At 71.9% G+C, this 17318-nt stretch carries 20 protein-coding genes; 15 read left to right on the top strand and 5 right to left on the bottom strand.

The genetic code is table 11. The features are described from left to right. Positions 1-1443, bottom strand: a complete 1443-nt coding sequence (locus ACH54P_RS44100) for an ArnT family glycosyltransferase (protein WP_489909242.1) — start codon at positions 1441-1443, stop codon at positions 1-3. Positions 1444-1609: 166 nt separating this feature from the next. Between ACH54P_RS44100 and ACH54P_RS44095 the strand changes: the two genes are divergently transcribed. Together ACH54P_RS44095 and ACH54P_RS44090 are read left to right on the top strand one after the other, a co-directional pair. After that, positions 1610-2845 (top strand): sensor histidine kinase, encoded by a 1236-nt coding sequence (locus ACH54P_RS44095; RefSeq protein ID WP_489909241.1) that lies wholly within the window; start codon positions 1610-1612, stop codon positions 2843-2845. Continuing rightward, entirely contained in the window at positions 2820-3470 is a 651-nt protein-coding gene (locus ACH54P_RS44090; protein WP_489909240.1) for a response regulator, read from the top strand. Before ACH54P_RS44095 ends, ACH54P_RS44090 begins: the two co-directional genes overlap by 26 nt. 309 nt (positions 3471-3779) lie before the next feature. On the opposite strand, the gene ACH54P_RS44085 is transcribed toward ACH54P_RS44090, so the two are convergent. The 3 genes from ACH54P_RS44085 to ACH54P_RS44075 form a co-directional block, all read right to left on the bottom strand. Beyond that, positions 3780-4151 carry a winged helix-turn-helix transcriptional regulator gene (locus ACH54P_RS44085; RefSeq protein WP_489909239.1) on the bottom strand — a complete coding sequence of 124 codons (372 nt, stop codon included), beginning with the start codon at positions 4149-4151 and terminating at the stop codon, positions 3780-3782. 37 nt (positions 4152-4188) lie between these two features. Next, positions 4189-4764 carry a TetR/AcrR family transcriptional regulator gene (locus ACH54P_RS44080; protein ID WP_489916980.1) on the bottom strand — a complete coding sequence of 192 codons (576 nt, stop codon included), beginning with the start codon at positions 4762-4764 and terminating at the stop codon, positions 4189-4191. 66 nt (positions 4765-4830) lie between these two features. After that, a complete protein-coding gene (locus tag ACH54P_RS44075) occupies positions 4831-5271 on the bottom strand; it encodes an SRPBCC family protein (protein WP_489909238.1) in 441 nt (146 codons plus the stop codon). 23 nt (positions 5272-5294) lie between these two features. On the opposite strand from ACH54P_RS44075, the gene ACH54P_RS44070 reads away from it, so the two are divergent. The 6 genes from ACH54P_RS44070 to ACH54P_RS44045 all read left to right on the top strand — a co-directional run bounded on the left by ACH54P_RS44070 (position 5295) and on the right by ACH54P_RS44045 (position 10342). Then, positions 5295-5828, top strand: coding sequence for a TetR/AcrR family transcriptional regulator (locus ACH54P_RS44070; RefSeq protein ID WP_489909237.1), 534 nt, complete (start codon positions 5295-5297; stop codon positions 5826-5828). 10 nt (positions 5829-5838) lie between these two features. Next, positions 5839-7584 (top strand): CocE/NonD family hydrolase, encoded by a 1746-nt coding sequence (locus ACH54P_RS44065; RefSeq protein WP_489909236.1) that lies wholly within the window; start codon positions 5839-5841, stop codon positions 7582-7584. Positions 7585-7653: 69 nt separating this feature from the next. Beyond that, entirely contained in the window at positions 7654-8061 is a 408-nt protein-coding gene (locus ACH54P_RS44060; protein ID WP_489909235.1) for a hypothetical protein, read from the top strand. Beyond that, positions 8058-8243 carry a hypothetical protein gene (locus tag ACH54P_RS44055; RefSeq protein ID WP_489909234.1) on the top strand — a complete coding sequence of 62 codons (186 nt, stop codon included), beginning with the start codon at positions 8058-8060 and terminating at the stop codon, positions 8241-8243. The genes ACH54P_RS44060 and ACH54P_RS44055 overlap by 4 nt, the downstream gene beginning before the upstream one ends. A 45-nt stretch (positions 8244-8288) precedes the next feature. Continuing rightward, positions 8289-8975, top strand: a complete 687-nt coding sequence (locus ACH54P_RS44050; RefSeq protein WP_489909233.1) for a response regulator — start codon at positions 8289-8291, stop codon at positions 8973-8975. After that, the gene (locus tag ACH54P_RS44045) at positions 8972-10342 is read left to right on the top strand and encodes a HAMP domain-containing sensor histidine kinase (RefSeq protein ID WP_489909232.1); all 1371 of its coding nucleotides are present in this window, start codon (positions 8972-8974) and stop codon (positions 10340-10342) included. Before ACH54P_RS44050 ends, ACH54P_RS44045 begins: the two co-directional genes overlap by 4 nt. Here the strand turns inward: ACH54P_RS44045 and ACH54P_RS44040 are convergent. Continuing rightward, on the bottom strand, positions 10308-10724 hold the full coding sequence (locus ACH54P_RS44040; protein WP_489909231.1) for an ester cyclase: 417 nt from the start codon (positions 10722-10724) through the stop codon (positions 10308-10310). The two genes, ACH54P_RS44045 and ACH54P_RS44040, sit on opposite strands and share 35 nt — an antisense overlap. An 82-nt stretch (positions 10725-10806) precedes the next feature. Here ACH54P_RS44040 and ACH54P_RS44035 point away from each other — a divergent pair, with 82 nt between their 5' ends. The 7 genes from ACH54P_RS44035 (at position 10807) to ACH54P_RS44005 (ending at position 17311) form a co-directional block, all read left to right on the top strand. Further along, entirely contained in the window at positions 10807-11349 is a 543-nt protein-coding gene (locus ACH54P_RS44035; protein WP_489909230.1) for a TetR/AcrR family transcriptional regulator, read from the top strand. A gap of 172 nt (positions 11350-11521) precedes the next feature. Then, on the top strand, positions 11522-12427 hold the full coding sequence (locus ACH54P_RS44030) for a LysR family transcriptional regulator (RefSeq protein WP_489909229.1): 906 nt from the start codon (positions 11522-11524) through the stop codon (positions 12425-12427). Between the two features lie 117 nt (positions 12428-12544). Next, on the top strand, positions 12545-13699 hold the full coding sequence (locus tag ACH54P_RS44025) for a CaiB/BaiF CoA transferase family protein (protein WP_489909228.1): 1155 nt from the start codon (positions 12545-12547) through the stop codon (positions 13697-13699). A gap of 13 nt (positions 13700-13712) precedes the next feature. Beyond that, entirely contained in the window at positions 13713-14462 is a 750-nt protein-coding gene (locus tag ACH54P_RS44020; RefSeq protein WP_489909227.1) for a crotonase/enoyl-CoA hydratase family protein, read from the top strand. 2 nt (positions 14463-14464) lie between these two features. Further along, positions 14465-15211 (top strand): acetoacetate decarboxylase, encoded by a 747-nt coding sequence (locus ACH54P_RS44015; RefSeq protein WP_489909226.1) that lies wholly within the window; start codon positions 14465-14467, stop codon positions 15209-15211. Further along, entirely contained in the window at positions 15208-16119 is a 912-nt protein-coding gene (locus ACH54P_RS44010) for a 3-hydroxyacyl-CoA dehydrogenase NAD-binding domain-containing protein (protein ID WP_489909225.1), read from the top strand. The genes ACH54P_RS44015 and ACH54P_RS44010 overlap by 4 nt, the downstream gene beginning before the upstream one ends. Position 16120: 1 nt before the next feature. Continuing rightward, the gene (locus ACH54P_RS44005; RefSeq protein ID WP_489909224.1) at positions 16121-17311 is read left to right on the top strand and encodes an acyl-CoA dehydrogenase family protein; all 1191 of its coding nucleotides are present in this window, start codon (positions 16121-16123) and stop codon (positions 17309-17311) included. Positions 17312-17318 lie beyond the last annotated feature (7 nt).

Below are 17318 nucleotides of genomic sequence, written 5' to 3'. Positions count from 1 at the left end.
TCACTCCCGTTCCACTGAGGGCCAGATCCGGGCCCACGGCGCCGTCCGGCCGTCGTACTTCCACAGCAGCCCGTCGACCACCGGCGTCTCGTGCGCGAAGTAGGGCCGCAGCAGGCCCGGGTCGAACCCGGCAAACAGCACCGCGTCGGCCGATTCCGGCGGCGGCCCGAAGTACCAGTACGCCCGGTGTCCACTGTAGACACGCTGGATGCCGTACGGCGCCCCGTAGAACTCGGTCACCGCCGCGAACGGGTAGATCTCGGCGTACACCGCGGTCCGCGCGCGGGCTTCGGCCGGCAGCGCGGCGTAGGTCTGCCCGATCAGCTTCGCCAGCTCCTGCTGCGGCAGCTCGCCCCCCGCGTACGTGCTGCCGAGCAGGAAGGGCCCGAACGACGGCCGCGCCGAAGCCGGCCACACCGGCAGCGCCACCAGCGTGACGACGGCCGACAACACGAACACCGGCCACACCACGGCCTTCCACCACCGGACCAGGTTCCGCCGGGTCAGCTCGGTGGCCGCCGCCGCGAACGGCACCGCGTACAACCCCATGACGTAGTTCGCCCGGCCGTGCGACACCAGCACCGCCACGGCGACCAGCGGCACCGCGACGCCGAGGTACCGGTACGGCCGCAGCTCCGGCGACCGCAGCAGCCGCCAGACGCCGTAGAGCAGCGCGAGCACGCCGGCACCGACCCCGGCGCCGAGGAGCGCGTCGCGCGCGAAGCCGCCGTAGCCGGGGAACTCCGCCGCGACGACGTCGCTCATATGGGTGTACGGCCAGCCGTGCGTGGCCTGCCAGACGAGCGTCGGCACGGTGGCGGCGACGGCGATCGCCGCGCCCAGCCACAGTTTCGGCCGCGTCGGCAGCTCCCGCGGGCCGAGCCACAGCGCGGCCAGGAGCACGGCCGCCCACAGCGCGGGGATCAGGAACTTGGTCTCCAGCGACACCGCCGTCACCACCCCGGCCCAGAGGAGCAGGCCGTCGCGGCGGGTGCGGGTCCAGCGGACCAGCAGCCACGTCACGACCGTCCAGAGGAACGGGTCGAGCACGTACGTCGCGAGCCAGTGGCTGGAGATGACGATCCCGGACGTCGCGTAGCAGGCGGCCGCCATGGCCTGCGCGCCGCGGCCGCCGCCGAACTCGCGGGCGATCAGGGCCGTGACGACCACGCCGGCGGCCGCGGCCAGCGTCATCGGCAGCCGCAGCGCCACCAGCGAGCCGGGGAACAGCGCGTCCATCCCGGCGGCGAGCGCCGGGACGAGCGGTGGCTGGTCGAAATACCCCCAGCTCAGGTGATCTCGACCAGCCACCAGGAAGTAGAGCTCGTCGAACCCGCCGGCGTAGCGCCCGCTGGTCAGCAGCAGCGCTAGGCCGGCCAGGCCCGCGATCGCGAGCACCGGGGCGGCGGCGAACGTCGTCGTCGGTCGCGTTAGGACAGTCACTGGTTCCCCCCTCGCCGTGTGCCCCTCACTCCACCGGTTCGGCGGCCTTCGCCGTAACCGGGCATCGGAGGTGATCGCGGCGACGAAAGTTGCGCGCGCCGGCCGCGGCCGCAACTTTGGTTGCACATCCGGGGTGACGGCCCGGCGCAGCGGTTACCGTGACGGCGTGACCACCGCCCGGCGGCCGCTGTGGCCGAGCCGCTCCGACGCCTTCTGGCTGTTCTTCGCCGCCTTCGCGTTCGCCGGGATGAACTCGCTGCTCTTCGCGCTCGGCGACCGGACCACGGGGGCGCTCGGCCCGGCGGCCGGGCTGGTGCTGCAGATCGCCTGCGACCTGTCGCTGGTGCTGCTGTTCCGGTTTCCCGGCTGGGTGTGCGCGGGCGTCACCGCGGCGGCGTTCGCGATGCTCGCGTCCGACACCTTCGCGCCCGGCCTGCTCGTGCCGGTCCACCCGCTCGCCCTGACGACCGTGCCGACGATCGCCCCGGTTGTCCTTTCGCAGGCGGCGCGGGTGCGCGACCGGCGGACCGTGCTGTGGGTGGCCGGCGTCCTGGCCGTGGTGGCCGCGCGGCCGTGGGCACCGAGCTGGGCGACCACGCCGTTCGGGCTGCTGAGCACCGCGCTGCCGGCCCTGGTCTCGCTCTACTTCGAGGCCCGGCGGCAGTTGCTGCAGTCGTTGCGCGACCGGGCCGAACGCGCCGAACGGGAGCAGCACCTGCTCGCCGAGCAGGCCCGCGCGGAGGAACGGCGGCGGCTCGCCGGCGAGATGCACGACGTCGTCACGCACCGGCTCAGCCTGATGGTGCTGCACGCCGGGGCGCTCGGCGTGACCTCGGCCGACCCGGCGGCGCGGACGGCGGCCGAGGACATCCGCCGCGAAGGCGCCCTCGCGCTGGACGAACTGCGGGACCTGGTCGGCGTCCTGCGCAACGGCGTCGAACCCGGGCCGCGGACGCTGAGCCCGGAGGAGCCCGGCGACCCGGCGCGGCTGGTCGAGGAGTCCCGGTCGGTCGGGGTCGCGACGGAGCTCGCGGTGGACGGCGACCCGGCGCAGGTGTCGCCGACCGTCGCGCGCACCGCGTACCGGCTGGTGCAGGAGGCTTTGACGAACGTGCGCAAGCACGCGCCGGGCGCGTCGGCGGCGGTCTCGCTGCGCTACCACCCGGGTGGTCTGGACGTCTCGGTGGACACCACGGCGGCGGCGCGCCCGCCCGACCCGGCGCTGGCGGGCAGCGGGTCCGGCGCCGGGCTGGCGGGGCTGCGGCAGCGCGTCGAGCTGGTCGGCGGGCGGTTCGAAGCGGGCCCGGCACCCGGCGGCGGGTTCCGGGTCGGTGCGATACTGCCCGCCTACGTTCCGACGGCGGAAGGCACGCACTGTGATCCCGGTGCTCGTGGTCGATGACGAGCCGATGGTGTGCGCGCACCTGCGCACGATCCTGGGGTCGGCGGGCGACATCGAGGTCGTCGCCCAGGCGGCGGACGGCGCGGAAGCCGTCGAGGCGGTGGTCCGGCACCGGCCGCGCGTGGTGCTGATGGACCTGCGGATGCCGGGCGTGGACGGCCTGACGGCGATCGCGCGGATCACGGCGCTGCCGGACCCGCCGGCGGTGGTGGCCCTGACGACGTTCGACGCGGACACGTACGTGATCCGCGCACTGCGAGCCGGCGCGGCGGGCTTCCTGGTGAAGTCGACGCCCCCGGAGGACCTGATCGGCCTCGTCCGCGTGGCGGCGGACGGGCACACGGTGCTCTCGCCGTCCGCGGCTCGCCGGTTGGTGGCGCTGTCTTCGGACGGAAACGAGCGCGGCGAGGACGCGCGTCGCCGGACTTCGGGGCTCACGGAGCGGGAGCGGGACGTGCTGGCGTGCCTGGGCGAGGGACTGTCCAATGCGGACATCGCGGCCCGGCTGCACCTGGCGGAGGCGACGGTGAAGAGCTACGTGTCGCGGATGCTGGTGAAGCTGGACTGCGCGAACCGGACCCAGGCGGGACTGCTGGCCCACGAGGCCGGGTTGGTCTCGCGCTAAGGCCACAGCAACGGGAAGGCCGCCGATCTCACTGGTCAGCAGCAGCCACGCTTGGGTGTACGCGATGCCGCTCTGCAGCCAGCCCGGGGCCCAGCGCAAGGCGGAGAACACGACCGCTCCCACCAGGACGACCGCGGCCGCGAACAGCGCGGTGCCGCCGACGAGCCCCCACCCGGGCGCCGGGACGGTCTCGTTGAGCACGGTGAACGCGGACGTCATGGTCACCCCCCGGGGAGCCGTTCTCCCCAGCGTCGCCCGGTCGGCGGGCCGGGCCGGAGCCCGGCGGAAACTGTCCTTGAGCTGTCCGGGTCAGGCCGACGCGGGAGTGTGCTCCGCGTCGTAGGCGTCCCGGGCCTCCTGGACCGACGACATGTGCTGCCGCGCCCACTGGTCCAGCACGTCCAGCGGCTCGGAAAGGTTGCGCCCCAAAGAGGTCAGCTCGTACTCCACCTTCGGCGGGATCGTGGCGTACGCCGTGCGGGTCAGGATGCCGTCGCGGACCAGGCTGCGCAGCGTCTGGGTCAGCACCTTCTGGGAGATCCCGTCGACGCGGCGGCCGATCTCGGTGAACCGGAGCGGGCCGTTCTTGAGGGCGCCGACGATCAGCACCGTCCACTGGTCGCCGATGCGGTCGAGGAGCTGGCGGGTCGGGCAGTTGCGGTCGTACGGATCCGGTCCCATGGGAAGCCTCACTTTCCCAGGGAGAGTAACACGCCGTTCAGGCGGTGGCGGCCATCAACGTCGTGAACAGAAGGCGCAGGTGGCGGCGGCCGCGTTCCCAGCGCGCCTCCAGCTCCTCCTGGTCCTTCGTCGCCCAGCTGGCGATGAGGATGCCGCGCACGACGTCCATCGCCGTGTACACCGCGTGCAGGAACTCGTGGTGCGCCGCGTGCTCCGGCAGCAGCGCCTTGCCGAACTCGACCAGGCTGGACGTCGCGATCGGCTCGACCTCCGCCATCTGACGCCGCAGCTCCGCGTCCGTGCGGGAGGCGACCCACAGCTCCACCGTCGCCGAGAACACCGGCCCCTGGTGCATCTCCCACATCAGCTGCAACGCGTCGCCGACCGGGTCGCTCGACGCGCGGAGCCGGTCGATCTCGGCCATCGCGACCTCGGTGCGCTTCGCCGCCAGGTGCCGGATCGCCGACGTCACCAGGTCGGCCTTCGTCGGGAAGTGGTGCACCTGCGCGCCGCGCGTGACGCCGGCGCGGTCGGCGACGCGGGTGGTCGTCGTGCCCGCGTAGCCGTACTCGACCAGGCAGTCGACCGTCGCGTCGAGCAGCCGGACGCGCATCGCCGCGCTGCGTTCCTCCTGCGTGCGGCCGGTCGATCCCCGTCGTGGCGCTGACATGCGCCTACTTTATGGGGCCACGCGCGCCTCGGCCGCATCGACCAGCCCGGCCACCACCCGCTTGATGAACACCCCCAGGAACCGCCGGTAGAACCAGCCGGTGCCGGGGACCTTCGCGGTGAACGTCGAGTGCCAGTGGATCTCGGTGCCGCCGTCGCGCGGCGAGAGGTCGACGTAGGCGACGTAGTCCCGCAGCGGCAGGCCGTGCTCCAGCGCGTAGCCGAAGCGGCGGCCGGGCTCCAGCGCGACGATCTTCTCGTACGAGCGGGTGCGCCCGGTGCGGAACAGCCGGACCGCGCCGAGGCCCTCGGGCTCGTCCTGCCCCTCGCTGACCAGCTCGAAAGACCCGAGCGGCGACCACTTCGGCCAGCTCGCGCCGTCTCGAAGCAGGGCGTACACGGTGTCGGCCGGCGCCGAGGTCCGGCCGCGCACGGAGATGCGTTGTACCATTTGGTACGTGTACCATCTGGTACATGATCGACGCAAGCCCGCGCGCGAAGCTCCTCGACGCGGCGATCGACCACATCGCCCACCACGGCGGCGCCGGCCAGAGCCTGCGCGCGCTGGCCGCGGACCTCGGCACCAGCCACCGCATGCTCATCTACCACTTCGGCTCGAAGGAAGGCCTGCTCACGGCCGTCGCCCGGGAGGTCGAGGCCCGGCAGCGGGCCGCGCTCGCCGGCCTCGGCCCGGCGGAGTTCTGGCGGCGGCTCACCGCCGACGACCTGCGCGCCAACGAAAAGCTCTTCTTCCAGCTCTACGGCCAGGCCCTCGGCGGCACGCCGGGGACGACCGGGCTCCTCGACGGCGTCATCGACGACTGGCTCGGCCCGATCGAAGCCCAGCTCGCGCAGTACGGCGTCCCGGAAGCCGAGCGCGCCGCCCACGCCCGGCTCGGCCTCGCGGTGGCGCGTGGACTGCTGCTCGACCTGGTCACGACCGGCGACCGGGAAGCCGTCGACGCCGCGATGGAGAAGTTCCTGGCGATGTTCGAACGGAGCACGTGATACTGGCGCGATGCGTCTGCTTCTGGGGTTGCTGGTCGCTTTGGTCACGACGACGGGGTTCGTCCCCGCCGCGGAAGCGGCCGAAAGCCGTCCGATCTACGACTACGGCCGCGCGATCCGCGAAACGGCGTGGGTGGAGACCGGCACCGACCACGACCGCGACGGCAAGGCCGACCGCGTCGCCGCCGACGTCGTCCGGCCGGACGCGCGCGGGCGCGTCCCGGCGATCCTCGACGTCAGCCCGTACTACGCGTGCTGCGGCCGCGGCAACGAGTCGCAGAAGAAGACGTACGCGGCGGACGGCACCCCGGAGCAGTTCCCGCTGTTCTACGACAACTACTTCGTGCCCCGCGGTTACGCGGTGGTGCTGGCCGACGTGGGCGGCACGAACCGGTCGTCCGGCTGCTTCGACGACGTCGGCTCCGGCAACGCGGTCGTGAACTGGCTCAACGGCCGGGCGAAAGCCTTCGACGCGCCCGAAGGCGGCCACCCGGTGACAGCGGACTGGGCCACCGGGAACGTCGGTGCCATCGGCAAGTCCCAGGACGGGGCCACCGCGATCGGCATGGCCGCCGCCGGCATCGACGGCCTCAAGACCGTGGTGCCGATCGAGGGTGTCGCCGACAACTACGCCCAGCTCGTCGCGAACGGCGCTCCCCTGGCCACGCCGGAGCACACCGGCTCGTCGTTCACCTACAACGAGCGCGCCGCCGGGCTGTGCCGGCCGTTCGAGGCGGATCTGAAGGCCCGCATGGGCACGAACGGCGACTACAACGCCTACTGGCGGAGCGTGAACTACGTGCCGCGGCCCGTCCGCGCCAGCGTGCTCGTCGCGCAGGGGTTCGGGGACAGCGTCGTGGGGCCGAACCAGTTCGCCGCCTGGTGGGACGCGCTGGGCCGGACCGGCGTCCCGCGCAAGGCGTGGCTGAGCCAGGCCGGGCACGTCGATCCGTTCGACCTGCAGCGGAAGCAGTGGGTCGAGACGCTGCACCGCTGGTTCGACCGCTGGCTGCTCGGCATCCGCAACGGCGTCGAGCACGAGCCCGCCGTGCACCTGGAGACCGCGCCGGACCGCTGGACCGACGTCCGGAGCTGGCCGCCCGCGACCACCACCACGACGCTGCGGCCGTCGAGCGACGGCACCCTCGGACCGCGTGGAGCCGGCACGGCCACCGTCGCCGACAACCCCGCGGTGGGCCGCGAGCAGTGGGCGGCCGGGGTGTCGGCCGCGGTGTTCACCGGCGCTCCCCTGGCCTCGGCGGTGCGGATCGCCGGGTCGCCCTCGGTGACGATCACGGCGTCGTCGGACAAGGCGGCCGCGCGGCTCGGCGTCGCGCTCGTCGACTACGGCCCCGCGGACCTGCGGAACACCGCGAACTACGGCAGCGGCGTCAGGAATCTGGCGACGCGCTCGTGCTGGGGCGCGAGTTCGCCCGGTGATTCCGCGTGCTTCCTCGACACGGCCGCCGACGTGGTGCCCGTCGACCACCGGATCGTCGCCGCGGGCTGGGCGGACCTCGGGCACCACGCGTCGCTGCGGCACGGCGCACCACTGGTCCCGGGCCGGGCGTACTCGATGACGTTCACGCTGACCGCGCTCGACCACGTCGTCCCGGCGGGACACCGGCTCGGGCTGCTGCTCGGCGGCACCGACGGGCAGCTCTTCGACCCGGACCTGCCGGCGCCGGGCGACACGCTGACGGTCGACCTCGCGCGAACCTCGGTCACCCTCGGCCTTACACAGCCCGAACATTAGGCGGACACGCTCCGAACACCGCGCGGCGAAAGTACTCCCCGTACCCGGAACTTCAGACGAGGAGTCACGATGCGAGGAACCACCTGGACGCGGCGGCTGGCGCTGGCGGGCAGCGGGAGCGCCGCCTGCCTGCTGGCGCTGGCGCCGCTGGCCTCGGCCCAGACCACGTCCCCGGCGCCGGTCGCGCCGATCACGCTCAGCCCGGAGGAGTCGCAGCAGGTCTGCTCCGACTGGGTGCCGAAGCTGCAGAAGAAGGCCGACAACCTGAAGACGCGGATCAACGGCGGCGCCGAGATCACCGGCTCGGTCGCCAACCTCAAGGCCCGGGCCGCCGACCAGCGCGCCAAGGGGCACACCGCCCGCGCCGACCAGCTCGACCAGCGCGCCACCAAGCGCCAGGGCCGCGTCGGCGAGCTGGACGCGGCGAAGCAGAAGCTCGACGCCTTCGCGGCCGCGCACTGCAAGCCGGCGAAGTGAGGGGCGCGAGGGTTGCGGCGGCGGTCGGGGCCGCCGCGCTCATCGCGCTCGGCTGCTCGGGCTGCCGCGACAACCTGATGGGCTCGCCGGACACCGGGAGCCCGGCGTCGTCGGAGCTCAGCGGGGTCGAGTCGACACTCAACGGCATCGAGTCCGACATGAACAGCGATGGCTCCCCCTGACCGGCTAGCGTCTCCCCTCTGACAACGGCGGAGACGGGAGCAGGCATGGGGTCACCGGGACGCGGCCTCGTCCTCGTGGTCGAGGACGAGGCCGCGATCGCCGAGCTGGCGGCGCTCTACCTCAGGCGCGACGGCTTCGGCGTGCACGTCGAGGCGGACGGCGGGCGGGCGCTGGACGCCGTGCGCCGCCTCAAGCCGGTGGCGATCGTGCTCGACATCGGACTGTCCGGAATGGACGGTATCGAGATCTGCAAGGCGCTGCGCGCGGCCGGGGACTGGACGCCGGTGCTGTTCGTCACCGCCCGCGACGACGAGCTCGACCGCCTGCTGGGCCTGGAGATCGGCGCGGACGACTACCTCACGAAGCCGTTCAGCCCGCGCGAGCTGGCCGCCCGGGTCCGGACGGTGCTGCGCCGCGCTTCGGGGACGACGCCGGCCGCGGAGACGTTCACCGTCGGCGGCGCGCGCGTCGACGTCACCAGCCGCCGCGCGTGGGCGGGCGACGTCGAGATTTCCCTGACTTCGACGGAGTTCGACCTCCTCACGCACCTGCTCCGGCACCCGGGGCAGGTGCTTTCGCGCGACCAGCTGCTCAGCGCCGTCTGGGGGTACGCCGCGGCGGCGGGGACGCGCACGGTGGACGTCCACGTGGCGCAGCTGCGGGCGAAACTGGGTGCGTCGAGTCCGATCAGGACGGTGCGCGGTATCGGCTACGCGGCGGACCCGGCATGAAGTACCGCGGCTCGCTCGCCGGGCGGATCACGCTGGTGTGCCTGGCCGTCGCGGGGGTGGCGGTGATCGTCGCCGGGCTCGTCGCGGCCCGGCTGATCCGGACCACGGCGGACAACGTGCTGCAGTCGTCGCTGGCCGCGCAGGCCGACGTCCTCGCGTCGCAGCTCGACGAAACCGGCATCGGCAACCGGCTGGGCGTCGGCAAGGTGGCCGACGTCGTGCGCGGGCAGGGCATCGCCGTGGTGGTCCGGCGCGCGGGCGGGCAGGCGATCGGGGAAGCCGTCGCCGTGCAGGCCGCGAACAAGCTCGGGCTCGGCGCGGACCACTCCGGGCGCGCCACGGCCGGCGGCGCGCAGTACCTCGTCGAGACGCGGGTGGTCGGCCCGCGCGGGGCGGCGTTCGCACTGGTGCAGCCCGCGCGCAGCGCCGAAGCGACGCAACGGGCGCTCGTGCGCAACATCGCGCTGGCGCTGGGCATCGGGCTGCTGGTGGCGGCCCTGGCCGGCTTCGTCTCCGGGCGCCTGCTGGGCCGTCCCCTTCGCCGGGCGGCTCTTGCTGCGGGATCGCTGCGGGCGGGCCGGCGCGACGTCCGGGTGCCGGTCGAGGGACCGCGTGAGGTGGCCGAGGTCGCCGGGTCGCTGAACTCGCTCGCCGACGCTCTGGCGCAGAGCGAGGCCCGGCAGCGCGACTTCCTGCTGTCGGTGTCGCACGAGCTGCGGACGCCGCTGACCGCCGTGACGGGCTTCGCCGAGGCGATCGCGGACGGCGTCGCGGCCGGTCCCGATGCCGTCCGGGCCGGGCAGACCATCCAGCGGGAGGCGGCGCGGCTGGAGCGGCTGGTCACCGACCTGCTGGAGCTCGCCCGGCTGGGGGCCGACGAGTTCCGGCTCGACGTCGCTGTGCTGGATCTGAGCGCGCTCGTCCGCGACTGCGCGGAGGTCTGGCAGCTGCGGTGCGCCCGGGAGAACGTGCGGCTGTCCGTCTCGGCGCCCCCTTCCCCGGTCCCGGTGCCGGCGGACGCGCGACGGCTGCGTCAGGTGGTCGACGGGCTGGCGGAGAACGCACTCCGCGTGACCCCGGCCGGGGCACCGATGGTGTTTTCGCTCGTGGTGTCCGGTTCAACCGCCGCGTTGTCGGTCCGTGACGGCGGCCCGGGCCTGGCACCGGAGGACTACCCGGTGGCGTTCGAACGCGGGGTGCTGAACGCGCGCTACCGCGACCGCCGTCCGGTCGGATCGGGCATCGGTCTGGCCCTGGTCCACGGCCTGGTCACGCGCATGGGCGGGGAGCTGACGGCGGGGCCGGCACCGGAAGGCGGAGCGGCGTTCACGATCACGTTCCCGCTGGTTCCCCCGCGGCCGGCCTGAGCTGGGCGGCGCGGGCGGTGACGTCCATGAGGGCCCAGTGCTCGACGACCCGGCCGTCGCGGACGCGGATCATGTCCATGCTGGTCACGGCGTAGCTCCGGCCGGTCGAGAGCTGCGTGCCCGAGCTGGTGTAGCGGTTCACCGAGAATTCGCCGTCGGCGACGTTCTGCTCGACCCGGACGTCGACGTCCCGGAAACCGGCGAAGAAAGCGCCGTCGGCCATGGCCGCCCACTTGGCCCGCCAGGCGTCGATGCCGTGGTGGTCGCCTTCGGCGCCGCCGCGGTGGTCGACGACGTCCGGGTCGATGTAGCGCAGGCCGTCTTCGAAGCGGCGGGCGGTCCAGAGTTCGATCAGGCGGGCGTGCACTTCGGCTGGGGTCATCGCGACCTCCGTCAAGTGGGGAGTTCCCCGGTTAGGGTGGGGCTACGCTAACCGGGGAGTTCCCCAGTTGGCAAGGAGTGCGATGCCCGGACGAGCCCGCCGAGCCGACGCCCGGGACAACCACGCGCTCCTGCTCGCGGCGGCGAAGGAGGTGTTCGCCGAAGACGGCCCCGACGCCCCGCTCGACCGGATCGCCCGGCGCGCGGGCATCGGCAACGCGACGATGTACCGGCACTTCCCCAGCCGCCGCGAACTGGTCATCGCGGTGTACGCCGACGAAGTCGCTGCGCTGTCGAGCCGCGCCCGGCTCGACGCGGCCGACCCGGGCGCGGAGTTGTTCGCGTGGCTCGGGTTGTTCGTCGAGCACGTCCGGGACAAGCGCGCCCTGGCCCTGTCGCTGACCACCCCGGCGGGCGACCACGAGACGTTGTTCGCCCGCTGGCACGAGACGATGAACGAAACCGCGGCGGCGCTCGTCGAGCGCGCGAAGGCTGCCGGCGCCGTGGACCCGGACACGGACGCGCTCGACCTCCTCCTGCTGGGCACCGGCGTCGCCCTCGCCAACGCTCCGGGCCGTACGGACCGCCTGCTGGCGCTGGTCCGCCGGGGCGTGGCACCCGTCTGAGCCCGGAACTCGCGTGCTCGGGGCCGGAAGTCGCGTGATTGGGGACGTGACTCGCGTGATTGGGACGGCATCTCGCGTGATCGGGACGGCATCTCGCGTGACTGGAGGGGCATCTCGCGTGCCCGGGGCGTCGGCTGGCGTGCCTGGAGGGCCGGCTCGTTAGGGTCGGGGCATGGAGATGCTGCACCTGCGCTACTTCGTCGCGGTCGCCGAGGAACTGAACTTCTCCGCCGCCGCGCGGAAGCTGCACATGGCCGCCTCTCCGCTCAGCCAGCGGATCAAGGACCTCGAGCACGAGCTGGGGCAGCAGCTGTTCGACCGCAGCACCCACCACGTCACCCTCACCGCCGCCGGGGCCGCGCTACTGCCGCTCGCGCGGGAGGTCCTCGAGCAGGTCGGCGCGATTCCCTGGAAGCTCCGGGAGGCGATGAAGCCGCAGCGCAGCACGGTCTTCCTCGGCATGCCCGCCGGGGTGCACCCCGAGCTGCGCGATCGCGTCAACACCCTCGCCGAGCGGGTCCGCGAACGCTACGAACTCAAGCGCTGGCCCGGGACCACCGCCGACCTCGTGCAGGGGGTGCACGAAGGCAAGCTCGCGCTCACCCTCGCCCGGCTGCCGGTCACCGATCCGGCGCTGGAGCAGCTGCCGGTGATGTCGGAACGGCTCGGCGCGGTCGTCCCGGCCGACCGGTTCGCCGGCCGGGACTCGGTGAGCCTGGCCGAGCTCACCGAATTCCCGTACGTCGCCTCACCCGGGGAGATCACCCCCGCCTACTTCGACCAGCTCGACCACCAATTGAACGAACTGGGCGTCAAGAAACGCATCCGCCTCACCAACACCGGTTACGGCGGAACGTCCGAAATCATTTCCAGCGGCGAAGCATTTTCCATTTCCATGCTCGACGCCAAATCCCCGATGCACGGTTACCGGCTCGACAACGTCATCGTCCTGCCCTTCACCGACTTTCGTCCCCAGCTGGACACCGGCCTGCTCTGGCGGCGCGATCGCACCGACGGCGACCTGCGAGAACTCGTCGAAGCCGCGAAGGATGTCTTCAACGACCCGATCAACACCTGAAAGAATGGTATGACCGCTGCGGTCACACCATTGTTCGTATCATGATCATTCCCTTTCGCGCCGCCCGCGCCTACGTTCGTAAGTAGAGCGAAACAGCAAGGCGCGAAAGGACGAACGATGACGGACATGAGCACCGCGACCGGCCCGCTGGACGGCGTGCGCGTGATCGACCTCTCGACCGTGGTGATGGGCCCGTACGCGGCCCAGATCCTCGGCGACCTCGGCGCCGACGTGATCAAGATCGAGTCCCCCGCGGACACCGTGCGGGTGGGCCAGTACCGCACCACGCCGGGCATGACCCCGCTGAACCTGAACGTCAACCGCAACAAGCGCAGCGTGGCGCTCAACCTCAAGGACGAGACCGAGCGCGAGCAGGCGCTGAAGCTGATCGACACGGCCGACGTGCTGATCACCAACATGCGCCCCGGCGCGCTGGCGCGGCTCGGGCTGAACTACGCCGACGTCGCCGAGCGCAACCCGCGCCTGGTCTACGCCCACGCGCAGGGCTTCCGCGGCGACTCCCCGCAGGCCGGGAACGCCGCCTACGACGAGACCGTGCAGGCGTCCTCGGGCCTGGTCGACGTGGCCAACCGTGCCCTGGGCGAGCCGGTCTACCTGCCGACGATCATCGGCGACAAGGTGTCGTCGCTCACCATCGCCTACAGCGTGCTCGCCGCGCTGGTCCACCGCGACAAGACCGGCCAGGGCCAGCAGATCGAGATCCCGATGACCGACACGCTGCTCGCCTTCAACCTGGTCGAGCACCTCGCCGGGCACACCTACGAGCCGGCCGAGGGGCCCACCGGGTTCGCGCTTTCGATGACGAAGGGCCACGCCGCGGTCCGCACCAAGGACGGCCTCGCCTGCGTGATCCCCTACAACCCGGCCAACTTCCGCGACTTCTTCGCCGCGGCCGGGCGCCCGGACCTCGCCGCGGACCCGCGGGTGAACGGCGAAGCCATCGACCGCGCCGACAACGAGTGGCTGAGCGAGCAGATCGCGCTGTGCGCCCCGGCGCTGACCACCGAGGAGTGGGCCGAGGTGTGCGCGAAGCACAGCATCCCGATGGCCCCGGTGCTCGAGCTGGACCGCGCCCACGAGGACCCGTACGTCCGCGACGGCCACTTGCTGGACACCGTCGAGCACCCGAGCGAGGGCGCGATCCGCACGGTCGGCATCCCGGTCCGGTTCTCCGCGACGCCCGGCTCGATCCGCCGCCTGGCCCCGCTGGCCGGGCAGGACACCGCAGAAGTCCTCGCGGAACTGAACTGAGAGAAGCACCACCATGACCGAAGTACGTACCGAACGGATCGGCAGCACCCTGCTGATCACGATCGACCGGCCGCAGGCCCGCAACGCGGTGAACGCCGCCGTCGCGGCCGGGCTGGCCGCGGCCCTGGACGAGCTGGAAGCCGACCCGGCGCTCCGGGCGGGTGTCCTGACCGGCGCGGAGAACACCTTCAGCGCCGGCATGGACCTCAAGGCCGCGCTCAAGGGCGAGTCCCCGGAGATCCCGGGACGCGGGTTCGGCGGCCTGACCGAGGCCGAGCCGAGCAAGCCCCTGATCGCCGCCGTCGAAGGGTTCGCCATGGGCGGCGGGTTCGAACTCGCTCTGGGCTGCGACCTGATTGTCGCCGCCGAAGACGCGAAGTTCGGGCTCCCGGAGGTGAAGCGCGGCCTGATCGCCGCGGGTGGCGGCGTGATCCGGCTGCCGAAGCGGATCCCGCACCACCTGGCGATGGAGTTGCTGCTCACCGGCGAGCCCGTCACCGGCCGCCGCGCCGGCGAGCTGGGCCTGGTCAACCGGGTGACGCCGAACGGCGACGCCGCCGCGGTCGCGCTCCAGCTGGCCGGGAAGCTGGCGGAGAACGCGCCCCTCGCGCTGGCCGCCGTGAAGAAGATCGTGCGCGGCTCGGAGGCCGAGGCGTTCGCCGTGCAGCGCGAAGAGACGAAGAAACTGATGCAGTCCGCCGACGTCCGCGAGGGCATGACCGCCTTCGCCGAGCGCCGCGCTCCGAAGTGGACAGGCGAATAACCATGAAGATCGACGAAGTCCGCAGGCACGTGACCACGCCCCTGACCGCCCCGGCGTTCGCGCCGGTGGTCCCGAGGTTCACCAACCGCGAGTACCTGAACATCGTCTACCGCACCGACGCCGACGCCCTGCGCGCCGTCGTCCCGGAGCCGCTGCAGGTCGAGGAACCGTTGGTGCGCTTCGAGGTCATGAAGATGGGCGACGTCTCCGGCTACGGACCGTACACCGAGTCCGGCCAGGCGATCGAGGTCGGCTTCGACGGCGAGCGCGGCGAGTACCTGCACGCGATGTACCTCGACAACTTCCCGGCGACGGCGTCCGGGCGCGAGGTCAGCGCGTACCCGAAGACGGCCGGCAGCCCGGATCTGTATGTCGACAACGGTGTCCTGGTGGGCACTTTGGACTACGGGACGCTCCGGGTGGCGACCGCGACCATGGGCTACAAGCACCACGAGCTGGACGCCCGCGAGGCGGAAAAGCAGATCACCGTCCCGACGTTCATGCTCAAGACGATCCCGGGCTACGACGGCGCGCCGCGCGTGCAGGAGCTGGTCCGCACCGAGATCACCGACGTGGTCGTCAAGGAGGCCTACACCGGCCCCGCGCGGCTGCAGCTGTTCCAGCACGTCCTGGCCCCGCTGGCCGACCTGCCGGTGCTGGAGGTCGTCTCCGCCAGCCACATCCTCACCGACCTGACGCTCGCCCCGGTCAAGCCGGTCTTCGACTACCTGAAGGGAGCTCAGTCGTGAAGTTCCGCAACGCGGCCGTCATCGGCGCGGGCACCATCGGCCTGTCCTGGACGGCGCTGTTCGCCCACCACGGCCTGGCCGTCCGCGTCACCGACCCCCGCCCGGACCTCGCCGAGGCCGTCGAGGACGCGCTGGCGAAGTTCGCCCCGCACCTGGGCACGACCGCCGCCGACCTGGCAAGCCGGGTGACCGTCGCCCGAGACGTCACTGAATCGGTGGAAGATGCGGACGTCGTGCAGGAGAACGGGCCCGAGGACGTCGAGTTCAAGAAGAACCTCTTCAAGCAGCTCGTCGAAGAAGCTCCGGAACACGCGCTGCTGCTCAGCTCGTCGTCCGCGATCCCCTCGACCGCGTTCACCGGCGAGATCGACGGCAGCCGGGTCCTCATCGGACACCCGTTCAACCCGCCGCACCTGATCCCCCTGGTCGAGGTCGTCCCCGGCGAGCACACCAGCGACGAGTCGGTCGAACGAGCCGTCGGGTTCTACACGTCCCTCGGCCGGACGCCGGTCGTGGAGCGCAAGGAGATCCCCGGGTTCGTCGGCAACCGGCTGCAGAACGCGCTGAGCCGCGAGGCGATCTACCTCGTCGAGCAGGGCGTGGTGACGCCGGAGGAACTCGACAAGGTCATCACCCATTCGCTCGGGATCCGCTGGGCGACCGTCGGGCCGTTCCTCGGCTCGCACCTCGGTGGCGGTCCCGGCGGCTACCGGCACATGGCCGAGCACATCGGCAAGTCCATGAAGAAGATGTGGGCCGGGCTGGGCAACCCCAGCCAGAGCCCCGAAGAGCAGGAACGGCTCATCGAAGCCGTCGAACAGGCTTACGGCTCCTCCACGTACTCGGAACTGGCCGAGACGCGCGACCGCAAGCAGCTCGCAGTGCTGAACGCAGTGGAGGAGAACTGACATGGAACCGCTCACGGACAAGCTGACCGCCGACTTCTACGACTTCGAGGCGCTGCTCCCGGACGACGAGCGCAAGCTCCTCGTCAAGGCGCGCGAGTTCATGACCAACGACGTCAAGCCGCTGGTGAACGAGAACTGGGAAGCCGGCACGTTCCCGAAGGAACTCATCGGGATGTTCCGCGACTCCGGGCTCGCGGGCCTGCCCTACGAGGGCTACGGCGAGCACAAGCCCGCGGTCAGCCACCTGCTCACCGGCATGATGGCGATGGAGATGAGCCGCACGGACGCGTCCGTGGCGACGTTCTTCGGTGTCCACAACGGACTCGCGATGTACTCCGTCTACAGCGGCGGCAGCCAGGAACAGCGCGACCGCTGGCTCCCGGAAATGGCCGCGATGGACAAGATCGGCGCGTTCGCGATGACCGAGCCGCTCGGCGGCTCCGACGTCGCCGGCGGCATGCGCACCACCGCCAAGCGCGACGGGGACAGCTGGATCCTCAACGGCGCCAAGAAGTGGATCGGCAACGCGACCTTCGCCGACTACGTCGTCGTGTGGGCGCGGGACGTCGACGACAACCACGTCAAGGGCTTCGTCGTCGAGAAGGGCACGCCGGGCTTCGTGCCGGAGAAGATCCAGGGCAAGACCGCGTTCCGGATCGTCGAGAACGCCGAAATCACCCTGACCGACGTCCGCGTGCCGGAGGAGAACCGCCTGCAGGGCATCGACTCCTTCCGGGACGTCGCGGAGATCCTGCGCGCCACCCGCGGCGGCGTCGCCTGGCAGGCACTCGGCGTGATGATCGGCGCCTACGAGGCCGCGCTGGCCTACTCGCAGGAGCGCAAGCAGTTCGGCCGGCCGATCGCGCGGTTCCAGCTGGTGCAGGACCTGCTCGTGAAGAGCCTCGGCAACATCACCGCGTCGTGGGGCATGCTCGTGCAGCTCGCCCGCCTGCAGGACGCCGGGATCTTCAAGGACGAGCACTCGTCGCTGGCCAAGGCGTTCGTCACTTCGCGGATGCGCGAGGTCGTCGCCTGGAGCCGGGAGATCTTCGGCGGCAACGGGATCGTGCTCGGCTACGACGTCGCTCGGTTCTTCGCCGACGCCGAAGCGATCTACTCCTTCGAGGGCACGCGCGAGATGAACACCCTGATCGTCGGCAAGGCAGTGACAGGGCAGAGCGCGTTCGTGTGAGGTGAGC

The sequence above is a fragment of the Amycolatopsis sp. N2S4-7 genome, from assembly GCF_058119595.1.
This window is presented reverse-complemented; position numbering and strand designations above follow the sequence as displayed.